Source organism: Sulfurovum lithotrophicum, assembly GCF_000987835.1.
In the GTDB taxonomy this organism is placed as follows: Bacteria; Campylobacterota; Campylobacteria; order Campylobacterales; family Sulfurovaceae; genus Sulfurovum; species Sulfurovum lithotrophicum.
In genome coordinates, this window is sequence record NZ_CP011308.1 from 770,714 (window position 1) to 787,225 (window position 16,512).

Here is a 16,512-nt window from a genome sequence, read left to right on the forward strand (position 1 = left end):
CCCAAAGATTTTTTGGGGTTGACCTCCATTCTTTAAGAACAATAAATAATATTTTAGCTATATTGTAGTATATAAACCAATAAGGGCTAATATGTTATCTTTTCTTCCTCCTGCGCCATCAGATATGATGGATACTCTCAAAAGCAAATTTAGACAACGTAGAAAAGCTTTGGGTTATACACAAACCGAACTCTCTGAGCGTTCTGGTGTGAGCCTTGGGTCACTCAAACGCTTTGAGCGTTCTGGACAGATATCTTTGGAATCGCTTTTGAAGTTGGCTTTTGTTTTGGATTGTTTGGGGGATTTCTCTTCTTTGTGTGAGGTTGAGGAGGAGAGGTTTGGGAGTATTGTAGAGGTGCTAGAAAGTGGTAAATAGTAAAAACATGTGCCTGAAAGAAATGCCCTTGGGGTGCAATATGCTATATTTTGTAAGACTTTGAAAAATATATGATACTCTTTGTACAAGTGTGTAAATTGGAGATAAGAATATGAATAACCATATAGCGATATATCAAAGTGGAGAAATAGAACTTGATATATCTATCCAGGAAGAGACTATTTGGCTTACACAAAAACAGATAGTTGAGCTGTTTGATTCGAGTAAAGCAAATATTAGTGAGCATATTAAAGCCATTTTCAATAGCGATGAATTGAACAGAAGTTCAACTGTTCGGAAATTCCGAACAGTTCAAAATGAAGGCGGAAGAGAAGTTGCACGAAATATAGAACATTATAACCTTGATGTGGTTATATCAGTGGGCTATAGAGTAAATTCTATCAAAGCTACAAAGTTTAGACAATGGGCTACTTCTGTACTAAAACAGTACATTAGAGATGGTTATACTATAAACACAGACAAGATTACCAATGAACGATTCGTAGCACTAGAACAAGAGGTGCTTTCTCTCCAAAATAAAGTAACCGATATTGATACAAAACTACAAGACAAATCCTTAAAACCCACACAGGGTATTTTTTATGATGGGCAGGTATTTGATGCTTATGTGTTTATTGCAAACCTTATCAAAAGTGCGAAGGATTCCATTAAGCTGATAGACAATTACATAGATGAAAGTGTTCTAATTCATTTTAGTAAAAATCAGAATATTCAAGTCACGGTATATACCAAAAATATCACTAAGCAACTCAAACTTGACCTTAAAAAGTACAACTCCCAATATCACCATATAGAACTGAAACAATTTGATGTCTCACATGATAGGTTTTTGATACTTGATGATACTGAGATTTATCACATAGGAGCAAGTCTAAAGGATTTGGGTAAGAAATGGTTTGCTTTTAGTAAGATGGATGAAGATAGTTTGGGGCTTTTGGAGAGGTTGAAGTGATGGGGTTTGTTTTGGAGTGTTTTTGGGATTTTTCTACTATTTGTAGTGCTGGTAAGGATTTACCTAAGAATATGGATGAGGTATTAGTATGAGTTTTAATTGGACAAATATAATAAGCTTAGAAAGTTCTCAAAATAATGCATTTGAAGAACTCCTTTGTCAATTAGTAAAAAAAGAGCCTATCGAAAATAAAAAAGAGTTTATAAAAGTCGGTAATCCTGATGGTGGTGTTGAATGTTATATCTCTTTAGATGATAATAGTGAAATAGGTTTTCAGGCAAAATGGTTTTTATCAACTCCTGGAGATACACAATGGAATCAAGTAGAAAAGTCATTTAAAACTGCTTTGGCGAAACATCCTAATATGATTCAGTATTATGTAGCTATTCCATTAGATAGAGCAGACCCACGGATTGATAATCAAAAATGGTTTATGGATAAGTGGAATGAAAAAGTTGAGCAATGGAAAAAGTTTGCATTAGATACTTATGGTAGACAAATAGATATTGTTTATTGGGGAAGTTTTGAATTTATTGAGAGATTAGTAAAAGAAGAAAATGCTGGCTTGAAAAAATTCTTTTTTAGTGAAATTGATTTGTCTGATAAGTGGTTTAAGAATCAAAATGAATTAGCTATAAGTGATCTTGGTGCTAGATATACTCCTGAAATTAATGTGGAATTAGAGATTATAGAAAACTTCAATGCTCTAAGTAGAAATAATTCTTTTAAAGAACAAATAGATGACCTTTATCATGATATGATGGTTAATTTTAGAAAATTATTAAATCGTCACCACGTTAATAAAAACTTGATAGTTAATTTTGAGACATTAAATAATAATTTATTGGATTTTGAATCAGACTATTTTAAATTAAATCTAATAGGAATAGAAAAAATTGATTTTGAAATAATTAAAAATCATCTGAATAACGTAGAATCAATATCAGAAAAGATTTTTCAATTATTAGAAGGTCTAAACGAAAAAGAGATTAAAGAAAAAAATATAAAAACTGAAAGAAATTATAGAACGTCAACTAGTTTCGATGGCTATATCCGTGATTTAAGAAATGCTAATGATTCTCTCTATAATTTTAAATACACACTAAATAAGTCATTTGTTAAATTAGCAAATAACCCTTATATGATTTTAAAGGGTGAAGCAGGAATTGGTAAATCCCATTTATTGGCGGATATCATAAATCAAAGACTAGAAGATGGAAGTGATTCTATATTTTTATTAGGTCAGCATTTTATGCAAGAAAAATCTCCATGGAGTCAAATTTTAGATGATTTATTAAGACTCAAATGTCATGAAGATGAATTTCTAGGGGCTTTAAATGCTAAAGCAGAAGTTAATCAAAAAAGAACAATTATTTTTATAGATGCGATTAATGAAGGAAAGGGTAGAAATTTTTGGAGTGACTATTTAGTAAGCTTTGTAGAGTCTATAAAAAAATATGAATGGTTAGGTTTGGTTTTGAGTATTCGTTCTTCATATTTTAATTTAGTTATACCAGAAAGAATAAAAAATGATGAAAGTATAGCGATTATGACACATTATGGTTTTGATGAGATGGAATATGATGCTTCAAAAATATTTTTTAAATACTATAATATTGAGCAGCCCGCTATACCATTACTTCATCCTGAGTTTTCAAATCCTTTATTTCTAAAATTATTTTGTGAGGGATTACAAAAAAAAGGACTTGTCCAAGTGCCTAAAGGATATGAAGGCATATCAAATATTATAAATTTTTTTATAGAGGGTGTTGAAGATAAATTAATACGTACATATCCACCTTTAAAAAGATTAAAACTTCTAAGTAAAATTATAAATAGTTTAATTATCCAAAGTCTTGAAAATCAAGTTATACTATATGCTACAGCGTATGAAAAAGTTGAAGAAATTTCATTTAAATATGGCCTAAATAGTGGATTATTAGATGACTTGATTTCAGAAGGTCTCTTAACACAAAATCTCCAATATGATTATGAAATAAAAGAGTATCATGAAACAGTCTATTTTGCATATGAAAGATTTGAGGATCATTTAAAAGTAAAATATTTATTTGAACAATTTTTAGATGGAGATAACCCTAAAGAGTCTTTTGAAAAAGAACCTCTCAATAGTTATTTTGAGGATGATAAGATGTATTATAACAGAGGCATCATCGATGCTATGAGTATCCAGCTTCCTGAGGTTTGTAAGGTAGAACTTATAGATATGGTAGATCAAAATCAAGTTTTAGTTGAAAGTTTTTTTGAAGGTTTACTGTGGAGAAAAGTAGATAGTATCTCTCAACATACAGTAGAAAGAATAGTAAAAAATATAGACAACCAATATATACAAAAAAATATTTTTGAAACATTCTTTTTAGTTGCTTCTAATGCCAATCATCCTTTGAATGCAAATTTAATGCATAAATACTTAAAAGACTTTTCTATGAAAGATAGGGATGTTTGGTTTATACCTTTGTTGAATGAAATTTATTTAGATTATGGGATAAATCCTATAAAAAGGCTCATTGACTGGTCATGGTCAGATGAAGATAAAAGTTATGTATCAGATGAGTCTTTGCTTTTGACTTCAATAACATTATCTTGGTTTTTGACAACATCTAATAGACAATTAAGGGACTCCTCAACAAAAGCATTAATCTCAATATTACAAGGTAGGATTACCGTTCTTTTAGAACTTTTGAAAAAATTTGAAGATATTGATGAATTATATATACAAGAGAGACTGTTTGCTGTTGCTTTTGGTGTTGTGGTTGGGACAGAAAATAATGAAGGATTAAGAGAGTTAGGAGAGTATATCTATCATGCCATTTTTGATAAAGAAGAAGTTATTCCACATATTTTGCTAAGAGATTATGCTAAAAGTACAATTGACTATATGGCGTATTTAGGCATTGAATTAGATGTAGATTTAGAAAAGATAAAACCGCCATATAAAAGTTATTTCCCAGAGATAGAAAAATTGCCAACAAATGAGGATTTAGATAAATATAAGGATGATGAAGAAGGTTATCATCAGAGTATAATAATATCATCAATGATGACGGAATATGGTAATGGTAGGGGATATGGAGGATATGGAGATTTTGGTAGGTATGTATTCGGTAGTAATTTACATTACTTTGAATGTAAAAAAGATGAACAGTTAATTAGCAATTATGCAACTAGAAAGATATTTGAAGAATATGGATATGATGGAAGTTTTTTTAATGATGCTGAAAAATCTATCCAAGAGAAAAATAGATATAGCTATGATAGGCATAGTCATAAGATAGAGAGGATAGGTAAAAAGTATCAGTGGATAGCGATGCATGATACTTTAGCTAGGATAACAGATAATTTTAGGATAGTAGACCCAAGTAGTGGATGGAATGGTGAAGAAAAAAAATATGTTGATTATCAAGGAACATATGAACCTTATGTTAGAGATATAGACCCTACAATTTTATTGAAAGAGACTAAATCTAATTGGTATATAGAGACCGATAGTAAACTTTGGTGGAGTGTTAAAACAAACTTTCAATGGAAAATGGATAATAAAGAGTGGATAAATTCTACAGAAGATATACCAAACCCGAAAAGTTCAATATTTTTTACTGATGATGGTGGTCAAGAGTGGGTTGCTTTAAATTCTACACCTAATTGGATAGAACCAATTAAAAAAGGGGTTAATAAATCTGATATAGTATATAAAAAAGCTTGGTATATTTTACATGGTTATTTAATTCCAAATGAACATATTGATGAATTTAAAACATGGGCTGAAAATCAAAGTTTTTGGAACAATTGGATGCCTGATGCTAAAGAACATTATCAAATGTTTAATAGAGAATTCTACTGGTCTGACACCTATACTTTTTTTCAAAACCCATATTATGGATATGAAGAGTGGTCAGAAATAGATAGTTATAAATTAAAAGCAAAATATCCACATAAAATTGGTTTGACAACTTCACAATACTATTGGGAATCGGAGTTTGATTATTCAAAAGAGGGTTCATTGGGGATGAATAAGCCATCTAATATACTTTTTGAAGGTTTGAAAATGAGATACTCAGAAAAAGAGGGTCATTTTATAGACAAAGATGGAGAAATTATCTGTTTTGATCCAAGTATCTATCATGAATCAAATCCATATTTAATGGTTAGAAAAGACAAGCTGTTACAGTTCCTTTCAGAAAATAATTTAACTATTTGTTGGACACTATTAGGTGAAAAACAAGTCATTACACCATCTTTTGGTAGGGATGATAATTTTGGTGTTATGCAAATGAGTGGATATGTTGCTTTAGATGGTACGGGTATTATGAATATTAAAGACGCAGAGCATGAATTTGAAAGATACAATATCAAACTTAATATTGCAGATATGGTTTAATGAAGAAAAATACTCAAACCTTAACCATCCACCTAACCCAACAAAAAACTCAGAAAGTCGGCACCCTAGCCATAAAAGACAAAAAAATCTACTTCGAATACGATAAAGAGTTCTTAAAAACAGGATTAGAACTCTCACCCTATAAACTACCACTCAAAGCAGGACTGAAAAGATGTGATGACAGCCCTTTTGAGGGATTGTGGGGTGTGTTTTCAGATTCGTTGCCTGATGGGTGGGGACGGTTGTTGATGGATAGGCATTTGGTGGGGATGGATGTGAACCCCAATGCTTTGACTCCGTTAGATAGACTGACTTATGTAGGCTCTCATGCCATGGGAGCATTGAGTTATGAACCACACCAAGATATGGAACATCTGCCTGATGAGATAGTTTTAGATACACTGGCAGAACATGCAGATATCATACTCGAAGGCAGGAGTGATGAGATGGTCGATGAGCTACTTCTTTTGGGAGGCTCGTCAGCAGGGGCAAGACCTAAGGTGTTGGTACAGCTCAGTGACGACAAAAAGCAGATCATCCATGGGCGACAAAAACTGAGAGAGGGGTTTTCTCACTACATGGTGAAATTTGCTTCCTCTACAGACAGCCGTGAGATAGGCGCTATAGAATATGCTTATGCACGTATGGCAAAAGAGGCCGGGCTTAAAGTACCAAAAACGGCACTGCTTCAAGGTAAGAACAGAAGCTACTTTGCCTGTGAGCGATTTGACAGGGTAGGAGACAACAGGGTGCATATGCACTCTGTAGCAGGGCTGACGCACAGTGACTTTAGGTACCCGACACTTGACTATGATGACTTGCTAAGTCTGACACTACACCTCACCAAAAATGTACAAGAGCAAAAAAAGATGTACCGCCTGGCATGTTTTAACCTACTCAGCCATAACCGTGATGACCATGCCAAGAACTTCTCATTTCTAATGGATGAAAAAGGAAGATGGAGACTCTCACCGCTCTATGATGCCACTTTCTCCTATGGTCCCGGTGGCGAGCACAGCACGATGTATCTTGGAAATGGGAAAAACCCTGCAAAAAAAGATTTGCTGGAGATGGGCAAAAAGCATGGCATTAAAGAAGCACCACAGATTTATGAAGAAGTACGCTACGGCGTAAGCAGATGGCAAGAGATAGCCAAAGAGTTGGATATTTTAAAAAAGACAATAGAGACTATAGAAAAGAACTTAAAAACATTGAGAGTATAATAGCAGTTATAAAGGAAACCTATGAACAATATCATCTTTGGTCCCATCCACTCCCGCCGTTTCGGCAAATCGCTCGGTGTTGATCTGAGCCCGGGCAAAAAGCAGTGCAACTTTGACTGTCTCTACTGTGAGCTGGACCCCGCAAAGACTATGGTGGGACAGGATGAGGTATTGAGTGTCGAAGAGATCATTGATGCGATCAAAAAGGGTTTGCAGGAACATCAAGATATTGATTTTCTGACCATCACAGCCAATGGTGAGCCCACACTGTATCCTCACCTTTCAGAACTGATAGACGAGATCAACAAGATCAAAGGTCATACCAAAACACTTATCCTGAGCAATGCTGCAAGCATCGATGACCCCAAAGTACAGGATGCCCTGCTGAAGCTCGATGAGGTGAAGCTCTCTTTGGACTGCGCGACCCAGAAGTGCCTCAAAAAACTGGACCGTTCCCATTTGGGTATCGATGTAGAGCATATCAAAGCGGGAATGCTGACATTCAAAAAGAGGTATAAAGGTCCTTTGGTCATAGAGATACTTATCGTCAAGACACTCAATGACTCCCAAGAGGAGATTGCCAAGCTTAATGAGTTCCTTTTGAAACTTCGACCGACCCGCATCGACATAGGCACTATAGACAGACCTCCGGCATTCGATGTCAAACCGGTAAGTTACGAAGAACTCCTGAAGATCAGTCATCTCTTTGACAGCAGTCTGCCGGTCTACATCGCCTCACGCAAAAAAACAGATGCTTCCCCGGAGAGCTACTCCTATGAAGAGATACTCGAAACCCTTTCAAAACGCCCTCTGACACAGGAAGATATAGAAGTACTTTTTGATGAAGAGAGCCAAAAACGGGTTGAAAATCTTCTGCATAAACACAAAATAAAGCTTGTAGAGACAAATGGTGTAAAATTTTACAAAAAAGTTTAAAAAACTCTTGACATTAAAGGACTTTTTGTCTATAATCTCACCCACGAAACAAGCACTCGCTTCTTTCAATCATTGTTCCGGCATAGCTCAGCGGTAGAGTAGATGACTGTTAATCATTTGGTCCGAGGTTCGAATCCTCGTGCCGGAGCCACTTCAAAAATCTTCAAATATCAATCATATCACCTATTTTAGAGGTCTCCTTAAGTAGTTATATCTTACTATATACCTTACTATAATTCCAAGGAATGATATATGAAACAACTACTTATGCTTTTTCTTGTTGTACATACGGTACAGGCAGCAGAAACACCGATCTATCAGACTTCACTCTATACAGGTACGGTCTCTCTGTTTTTATTGCTGGCGGGCATCAGTATCATACTGATGAGAGGAAGGGCCAGAGACAGACAGTTGTTGCAGGAAAAAGAAGAGAAGATACTACAGTTAAGCCAGGACAATATGGAAAATGAACAGCGTCATCTGCAAAGAGAGCGGGAATTTGAAAAAGAGATATTGAAACAGGCACATACGATCGAAAACCTGGAGCTCAAACTGAAAGAGGGAACAAAAAATCAGGTTGTCAGCAAGATCGAAGAACTTCAGAAGAAACGTCAGACGGTACAAAACCGGCTTGCTGAAAATGCATAGGAGAGACTATGGCACAGCATGAACATATGTCCATTCAAAAAAATACTGCCTCCTCCATGGAAGAGCATGATGAACTCTCCGGGCAGACCGCGGCTAAAGTAGCCATGGCACTCAGTGCGCTTGACAGCCGCTACAAAGAAAATATAGCCGATTACGCCCAGGAGCTTCACAGCTGGACACACAGGATCGACAGTGCCCGCATTGAGCTTGAGATGCTGTTTAAACAAAAAGAACCGTATGATGATACCCTGACGGCGGTGGAAAAAGAGATAGAGTATACCCTGCGTCTTCTGCAGCGTCTGACGGATCAGTACATCCAAAAAACAGTGGTCGTTTCCGAACTTGAAGATGAATTGAAGAATCTGGGCCACTCCAAAGAGAGTGAAAGTCTTCTTCAAAACAGGTATACAGAACTGGACAGATTGGAAGCGGAGATAGGGAATCTTGAGCTGACACTCCTGAACCATGAACTTGAAAAACAGAACCTTTTGCTCAAGACCGAACCTATCACACGGAAGATCTCCTCACTGGAACAGAAGATCCGGGAGCTTGAATCCAAAAAACGCTATATCGAATCGGCTTACCTGCACCGCATTACACAGGTCGCATCTATACAGCCGTCGAAACTGCCGCCTGCCGCCATATAAGAAGCTGATGACGAATTTTTCTATTGTGTTGTCATCCTGATACCTTTGAGGTGGCAGGCAATACTCACCTCTTTTCCTGAAAGCCAGATAAAAGCATATATTGCGAACGTTACTTTATGATTTCGATAACCTTTGCGCTATAATATCCCTAAAGGATATCCTCTATTATTAGAGGTTTCCTTCAAATAATATACAAAGTATCCATAACCCATGCAAACCCTCGTCACACTCCTCTCAAATAAAACAAATCTCAAACCCCAAGTCATCAGCAATATTCTCAAACTCCTGGAAGAGGGCGCCACCATCCCGTTCATTGCCCGTTACCGTAAAGAGATGACCGGCGGTGCCAGTGATGGTGAGTTACGTGATTTCTACGAAGCCTATCTTTCATCCAAAAGGCTGCTTGAACGCAAAGAAGAGATTCTGCATATTCTCTTGGAAAAGGAACTACTCACCCCGGCACTCCGTGGCCAGATAGAAGAAGCTGCCACCCTCACAATCCTTGAAGACCTCTATCGACCGTATAAAGAGAAAAAAAATACCAGAGCATCAACTGCCGTCAAAAACGGCCTGGAACCACTTGCAAATATACTCCAGTCGGCAAAGCTGAGCAGGAAAGAATTTGAAGTGAAGGCTGGACAGTTTGCCAGAGGGAATGTGAAGAATGTTCCCGAAGCCATCAAGGGAGCCCAGGATATTATTGCCGAAAGATACGCTGATACAGCCAAAGAACGTACCATTCTTAGAGACCTTCTTCTCAAACACGGGATGCTGGAAGTCAAAACCGGAAAAGAGTTTGAAGCACAGGGTGTCTATAAAAACTACAAAGACCATAAAGAGAAGGTGGCTTTCATTCCCTCGCACCGCTACCTTGCCATCAAAAGAGGAGAGAAAGAGAAGCAGCTATCTGTCAAACTCACTATGGATACAGAACGATACTTCGATACGCTCAAACGCTACAAACTCAAAGAATACATGGACAGCTCTAAAACATTGCTGCTGGAAGCCTACAAGGATGGTTTCAAACGGCTGTTGTTTCCTTCCATTGAAAGAGAAGTATTCGCTCTGCTCAAAGAAAAATCCGATCTGGCTGCTATCGGGGTATTCGGAAAGAACCTGATACAGTTATTTATGACTCCGCCAGTGACCAATAAAGTACTTCTTGGAGCTGACCCTGCCTACAGGACAGGATGCAAGTTGGCTGTACTCGATAAGAACGGAAAGTACCTGGATGATGCCTTGATTTTTCCTACACCTCCGAAGAGTGATTATGAGGGTTCCAGAAAAACAGTACTGGACCTGGTAAAAAAATACAATATACAGGGGATAGCCATAGGGAACGGTACGGCATCCAAAGAGACGCAGGAGTTCTTTGCAAAGATCAACAAAGAGCTAAACGGCCAGTTGAAATATACGGTCGTATCAGAAGCAGGGGCATCTGTTTATTCGGCTTCCAAAGTGGCGGCAGAAGAATATCCCGACCTGGATGTAACTATCAGAGGAGCCATTTCCATAGCAGGACGTGTACGTGATCCGATGGCTGCGCTGGTGAAGATAGATCCCAAGTCATTGGGAATAGGGCAGTATCAGCATGATGTTGACCAGAAACTGCTTGAGAGAAAACTGCATGAAGGTGTAGAAGACCTGGTGAACAGGGTAGGGGCCGATGTGAATTCCGCTTCAGCTTCCCTGCTTTCCTTTGTAGCAGGCGTAGGGCCGAAATTGGCAAAGAGCATCGTAGCCTACAGAGAAAAGAACGGACCTTTCAAAAGCAAAAAAGAGCTTCTGAAAGTCAAAGGCCTTGGCGCCAAAGCCTATGAGCAGCTGGCCGGGTTCATCCGTATACGTGACGGGGAAAGTATATTTGACAATACCGGTATCCACCCGGAGAGTTACAGTGTTGCCAAAGCACTGGAAAAGATCAGCGGTGATATCGACACAAAAGCTCTGTCACAGGAACTGAATGTGGGAGAAGAGACACTTAAAGATATCATCAAAGAACTTGCAAAACCCGGCTTTGATCCCAGGGAAGAGCTTCCGGCCATTCCTTTCAAAGATGATATGACAGATATTTCCATGCTTAGAGAAGGAAGCATCGTTTCAGGTGTGGTAAGGAACATTGCCGACTTTGGCGCCTTTGTGGATATAGGACTGAAGAATGACGGGATGATCCATATCTCCCAAATGAGTGATAAACGTATTGCCCATCCGCTTGAAGTGCTTTCGGTCAATCAGTATCTGCCTCAGATTGAGGTGATCTCGATCGATGTGGAGAAGGGGAAGGTGAGGTTGAGTTTGAAGAGCATTTTATAAACCTCCACGCACTAAGCATTTATTCCGGTTATCCATTGATTAATCATTATTTTTAATACATTCATCTTCCAGGGTTATAATACTCTCAACAAAGAGAGAGATTATTCATAATGAAGGTGAGAGTTGTTTTAATATGAGGAAATATCTGGTTATGATCACAGGGAGCCTTTTGGCAATAGGGTTACAGGGCTGTGGGGAGCCTTCACTTGAGAAGATCAAAACAAAGATCGTGAAGGTTGAAACACCCCATGGGGAATATACCACGGTGAACAAAAGTTCCGGGGCATACGGGAAATACCAGATCATGCCGAAAACCGCAAAACATTACACCAGAAAACTCAATATACCTCACAGGGAATGGAAAAAACCTGAAAATCAGGACAAGATTTTTACCGCGCTGCTGGAAGACAACATAAACAACCTCAAAAAATATGGCTTCAAGCCAGATGCTTTTACCGTTTATGGCTGTCATCAGCAGGGAGCGACAGGTTTTGTGTGTATAATGACAAATAAAAACCTTTCCAACAAAGCCTATATGCGATTGAGAAGAAACTTGCCAAAGAAATACAGAAACGTAAATAAAAATGAATTAAGAGAAACATGGATAGAGTATTGGAAAAATAGAATGAGGGAAGTGTGAAACCTATGACTCCCACACTCTATTGCGTCGATGTAGAATCTACAGGTGTCGACTTGAAGAACGACAGACTTATCCAACTTGCTTTTTTGAAAGTGCAGGGTGAGAAGATAGAAGCGTTCAACGATCTGTGTTATACCGATATAGAGATGAACGACACGGTGATAGCCGTACATAATATTACCAATGCCATGCTTGAAGACAAATACTGGCCCTATGAGACAGATGCTTTCATAGAACTTGAGAAGGGAAACAAACCTTCCAACTATTTCATTGCGCACGGAAATGAGCTTGATGTTGCAATGCTTGAGCATGAAGAGCTTTTTTTGAAGATGCAAAAGATCGACACGGACAAATGTGCGAGACTCCTGCTGAAAGAGGCGAACAGTTATAAACTGGGGGATCTCATTACCGGCTACAAGCTCACTTCAAAAGCGGAAGCCATAGCTAAAAAGATCGGCCTGGAAGATATCGATGCGCATGATGCACTGAGTGATGCCCTGTGGCACTATGTTCTCTTTGAACTGCTTCTTGAAAAGGCAGGTGGTGACATAGATGCTCTGGTGACTCTTACGGTAGAACCTATGATGCTGGAGAAGATCACGTTTGGCAAATACAAAGGGAAGAGCTTTGAAGAGATATCTGAAAAAAGTCCTCTCGATCTGGTTTGGATGTATGCCAATATGGCAGCCGACTGGCCCGACCTGGAGTATACGCTCACCCACTGGCTGAAACAGAAAGAATTTTTTTGGAACAAGGCTCAGCAGGAGAGAAAAGAGGCGGAACTTCTCCGGTTCTGATAATAAACGAACAGTATAATCCAGGGTTAACCCTTCAGATCGACCATTCATGCATCCGCAACTGAACACGTAATGACTTCACGGGCCAAATTACACCAGTGTGCTGTCCGATCGAGTATGGTGGGGTTACAGCTGACGACGATGTGCTTACTCTCTGCCAGCAATATATCTGTGCGTTCTGTCGTTTCAGTGGTGAAGGGCACTATCCTGTGAGTGATTTTATGGTGCTTTGGCATATTTTGGCATATATAGAGAGATACTGGGGAAGATCTCAAGCATCCATTGTTAATAAAAATACATCTGAATATTACATACTCTGTATTGTATTGTTCAGAAAAAGTCCCAGAATAATTATGAGGCTGATACCGGCCGATTTTGTATAGAGTTTGTTCGCCGTAAGAAATACGAGTATCAGTGTCGCAACGATCATCGTCGCGATGTCAAAAAGGTAGGCAGGTGCATTGATGGGCATGGGGTTTGCCAGCGCTGCTGAGCCAAGCACCACGGTTGTATTGGCGAGGTTCGAGCCGATGATGTTACCAATAGCCATATCGACTTTCCCTTTTACCGCAGCGGAGATACTGACGACGAGCTCAGGCATGGAGGTTCCCAGGGAGATCATGACGATACCGATGATCCACTCGGAGATACCGAAACTCTTGGCGATCTCCGAAGCGCTCTCTACGGTGAAATGCGCACCGACGATCACCAGTATGAAGGCTCCGATGAGTATGGGAATGACAATAACCCATGAGAAGTGGCTTACATCAACATCGTCAAGCTCCTCAAGCGGGATGCTTTTGGCATCCTGCAGTAAAAAGAGCAGGTAGGCACCCATGAGCAGCAGAAGCAGGATGGCATCGAAACGGGAGATGACACCGTCGAGGATCATCAGAATGAAGATCAGAACGGGAACCAGGGCCCAGGTACTGTCTTTGGCAAAGAAATCACGTTTGGGATTGATGCTTCTGGCAATGAGAAATACACTGGCAAGTACCAGCGTGATGTTCAGTATGTTGCTTCCGATCACGTTGGAGATGGCGATCTCCGGTTTATGGTTCATGCTTGCAGCGACACTCGCTGCCATTTCAGGCAGGGAAGTTCCAAGTGCGATCAGTGTCGCCCCGATGATGAATTCGGGAATGTTGAACTTCAGTGCGATCTTCTCACTCTGTTTGATGATGAGTTCAGCACCCCAGATGAGCGCACCCATTGCGATGACAAAAATGACAAAATTCATCGGTTTCCTTTAATCGTTTCGTATGATAAGACTGGAAGGCAGACCGAATTCTTCAATGATCTCCCGCTCTTTCTGGCGCATTTCGCCCTCATCCGTTTCATGGTCGTATCCCAGCAGATGCAAGAGTCCGTGTATGAAGAGCAGTTTGAGTTCGTCCTGCTCTGTATGGCCGTATGTCTTTGCTCTTTCTCTCACAAAATCAGCCGAGATGACGATCGTCCCCAGCGGTATATCAAAGACACTCTGTTCAGTAAAGGGTGTCTCCAGCGGAAAACTGAGAACATCGGTGGGATTGTCCCTGTCTCTGTATTCCCGGTTGAGTTCCTGTATGTTCTCATTGTCCGTGATGATGAGTTCTATCTCTCTGTTGGTCAAAGACTGCGCGATCTTCTCGAGGGCTTCGATATCGACATTTAAAGTGGTCTGATTATCCAGTTCTATTATAGTATGCATGCCCGAAGTTTACCCAAATCTTGGTAAAATGGTATTAAAAATTAGGATATCGTAATGGGTAAAAAAGCAGTCTGTATTATATCGGGAGGCATGGACAGTGCTCTAAGTGCAAAGATCGCACAGAAAGAGGGCTATGAGATTATTGCCTTGCATTTTAACTATGGACAGCGTACCCAGAACAAAGAGCTGGAATGTTTCCGAAAGATCACTCAGGAGCTGAATGCCTCGGAATCTTACGAGATCGATCTTGATTTCTTTGAACAGATTGGTGCCTCGGCACTGACGGACAAAAGTATTGACGTTCCTACCGGAGGGTTGGAAGAAGGTGTGCCGGTGACCTATGTGCCTTTCAGGAACGGCATCTTCCTCTCCATTGCTGCGGCTATTGCAGAGAAACATGGGGCTGAAGCACTCTTCATCGGTGTGGTTGAGGAGGATAGTTCCGGTTATCCGGACTGCCGTGAAAGCTACATTGAACAGATGCAGAAAGCGATCAACCTGGGTACGAAAGATGAGACGAACATCGAGATAAAGATGCCTCTTGTCTCACTGAAAAAGAGCCAGATCGTACAAAAAGCCATTGAGTTGGGTGTTCCCCTTGAAGATACATGGAGCTGTTATCAGGCGGAAGATGCAGCCTGCGGTGTCTGCGACAGCTGCCGCCTGCGCCTGCGCGGATTTGGGCTGGCCGGGGTGAAAGACCCCATTCCCTACAAAAAATGATTAGGATTTAAGTGAGAACTTCCCGATCTCTTCGAGGAAAGTTGTGGCATAAGCGCCTTTGGGAAGGTAAAAGTCCACGGTAAGTTTCTGCTGCTCTTTCTGATATGTTGTTTCGACCTCTTTGGGCCAGATCCAGGCAAAACGTCTGTCTCCCTTGAGTGAACTCAGTTCCGTATCGTCAAAAGGCTCTTCGAGATGGTAGGCGTCACTTTTGGCACGCATGGCATTGGCACCGCAGAGCAGTCCTGTCGGAGAGATTTTTGCCTGTTTGAATGCCAGGGCGCTTTGCATCATATCTTTGACATAGTTGGGTTTTCCGTAAGGGTAGGGCATGATGATATCCCCCAGAAAGAGTTTGAAGAACTGCGGCTGTTTGGCAAGTACTTTGACCAGCTCAGGAGGATATTTGAGTTTTTTGGCAGCGCTGTCAGGCTTCTCTTTGGCAATGACTGCAGAAAGTTTGACGCGTGAAGCGAGCCATTTGTTGAAGAGGTGGCTCTGATAGGCGGAAACAAGCAGTTTCTCTTTGCTCCCTTTAAGCTTTTTTCCGCTGTGTGCGATCTCCTTGCCCTGAAGGTAGGACTGGCTGTCCTCTCCAAAACGCTGGTAGCCGTAATAGTTCGGTATACCGTCCACCTGCATTTTCTTGGCAGTGGTGTTGAAGAACTTCGCATCTTTCTCGTTGATCTTGTGCAATACAATGCTAAAACGGTTTCCTTTGAGATGGCCTATTTTGATGGGAGCTTTGTTATAGGTACGTTCGAGTATTTCCACGCGTTCGGTCGTCAGATTTTTGTTGAGCTCTTTTTCATATCTTTTAGGCAAAGAGATGTACTGTATGGTTGTGGCATTTTTGTCTTTCAGACCCGCATACCCGATATCGCGTTCCTGAAGTCCGGTTGCTTTTGCCAGAACGGTCACGAGTTTCCAGGTGCTCATATCAGTCTTTTTGATCTTGAGAATGAGAAAATTTCCTATTCCCGTAAAATCATAGAGAGGTATTTCCTCAACGAAAAAACGTTCAATGGTCTGCTTGAAGTCAAAGTGAAGCGGTGAATGGTCGTAGGCATAGGTCTTAATATGATTCATACCGGAATTATAGCCAAATCTATCACCGTATGATACATCTGTCGTGTCACGCTGGGAA

Annotated in this window: 14 protein-coding genes and 1 tRNA gene; 12 read left to right on the plus strand and 3 right to left on the minus strand. The window is 39.9% G+C overall.

Translation table 11 applies throughout. The annotated features are described in order from the left end of the window. Nucleotides 1-91 precede the first annotated feature (91 nt). The 11 genes from YH65_RS03770 (at nucleotide 92) to YH65_RS03820 (ending at nucleotide 12,949) form a co-directional block, all read left to right on the plus strand. Nucleotides 92-376: a helix-turn-helix domain-containing protein gene (locus YH65_RS03770; RefSeq protein ID WP_046550697.1), complete on the plus strand. Its 285-nt coding sequence runs from the start codon at nucleotides 92-94 to the stop codon at nucleotides 374-376. A 112-nt stretch (nucleotides 377-488) separates the two neighbouring features. Then, nucleotides 489-1,349 (plus strand): virulence RhuM family protein, encoded by an 861-nt coding sequence (locus tag YH65_RS03775; protein ID WP_046550698.1) that lies wholly within the window; start codon nucleotides 489-491, stop codon nucleotides 1,347-1,349. Between the two features lie 88 nt (nucleotides 1,350-1,437). Beyond that, nucleotides 1,438-5,745 (plus strand): NACHT domain-containing protein, encoded by a 4,308-nt coding sequence (locus tag YH65_RS03780; RefSeq protein WP_052746079.1) that lies wholly within the window; start codon nucleotides 1,438-1,440, stop codon nucleotides 5,743-5,745. After that, entirely contained in the window at nucleotides 5,745-6,968 is a 1,224-nt protein-coding gene (locus YH65_RS03785) for a type II toxin-antitoxin system HipA family toxin (RefSeq protein WP_046550699.1), read from the plus strand. Before YH65_RS03780 ends, YH65_RS03785 begins: the two co-directional genes overlap by 1 nt. Nucleotides 6,969-6,989: 21 nt before the next feature. Beyond that, nucleotides 6,990-7,904 (plus strand): radical SAM protein, encoded by a 915-nt coding sequence (locus tag YH65_RS03790; RefSeq protein WP_046550700.1) that lies wholly within the window; start codon nucleotides 6,990-6,992, stop codon nucleotides 7,902-7,904. Nucleotides 7,905-7,980: 76 nt separating this feature from the next. Then, a tRNA-Asn gene (locus YH65_RS03795) sits at nucleotides 7,981-8,055 on the plus strand. Nucleotides 8,056-8,156: 101 nt separating this feature from the next. Further along, the gene (locus YH65_RS03800) at nucleotides 8,157-8,552 is read left to right on the plus strand and encodes a hypothetical protein (protein WP_046550701.1); all 396 of its coding nucleotides are present in this window, start codon (nucleotides 8,157-8,159) and stop codon (nucleotides 8,550-8,552) included. 8 nt (nucleotides 8,553-8,560) lie between these two features. Then, nucleotides 8,561-9,199: a hypothetical protein gene (locus YH65_RS03805; protein WP_046550702.1), complete on the plus strand. Its 639-nt coding sequence runs from the start codon at nucleotides 8,561-8,563 to the stop codon at nucleotides 9,197-9,199. A gap of 210 nt (nucleotides 9,200-9,409) precedes the next feature. After that, nucleotides 9,410-11,512, plus strand: a complete 2,103-nt coding sequence (locus YH65_RS03810; protein WP_046550703.1) for a helix-hairpin-helix domain-containing protein — start codon at nucleotides 9,410-9,412, stop codon at nucleotides 11,510-11,512. Between the two features lie 169 nt (nucleotides 11,513-11,681). Beyond that, nucleotides 11,682-12,152, plus strand: coding sequence for a transglycosylase SLT domain-containing protein (locus YH65_RS03815; protein WP_245609223.1), 471 nt, complete (start codon nucleotides 11,682-11,684; stop codon nucleotides 12,150-12,152). A gap of 5 nt (nucleotides 12,153-12,157) precedes the next feature. Next, nucleotides 12,158-12,949, plus strand: a complete 792-nt coding sequence (locus tag YH65_RS03820) for a 3'-5' exonuclease (protein WP_245609234.1) — start codon at nucleotides 12,158-12,160, stop codon at nucleotides 12,947-12,949. A 307-nt stretch (nucleotides 12,950-13,256) separates the two neighbouring features. Here the strand turns inward: YH65_RS03820 and YH65_RS03825 are convergent, their stop codons facing one another. Together YH65_RS03825 and ybeY are read right to left on the minus strand one after the other, a co-directional pair. After that, nucleotides 13,257-14,189, minus strand: coding sequence for a calcium/sodium antiporter (locus YH65_RS03825; RefSeq protein WP_046550706.1), 933 nt, complete (start codon nucleotides 14,187-14,189; stop codon nucleotides 13,257-13,259). A gap of 9 nt (nucleotides 14,190-14,198) precedes the next feature. Beyond that, entirely contained in the window at nucleotides 14,199-14,642 is a 444-nt protein-coding gene (ybeY, locus tag YH65_RS03830) for an rRNA maturation RNase YbeY (protein ID WP_011980952.1), read from the minus strand. Nucleotides 14,643-14,696: 54 nt separating this feature from the next. Here ybeY and queC point away from each other — a divergent pair, with 54 nt between their 5' ends. After that, entirely contained in the window at nucleotides 14,697-15,365 is a 669-nt protein-coding gene (queC, locus tag YH65_RS03835; protein ID WP_046550707.1) for a 7-cyano-7-deazaguanine synthase QueC, read from the plus strand. Here the strand turns inward: queC and YH65_RS03840 are convergent, their stop codons facing one another. Then, nucleotides 15,366-16,454 carry a tRNA pseudouridine(13) synthase TruD gene (locus YH65_RS03840; RefSeq protein WP_046552013.1) on the minus strand — a complete coding sequence of 363 codons (1,089 nt, stop codon included), beginning with the start codon at nucleotides 16,452-16,454 and terminating at the stop codon, nucleotides 15,366-15,368. Nucleotides 16,455-16,512: the final 58 nt, after the last annotated feature.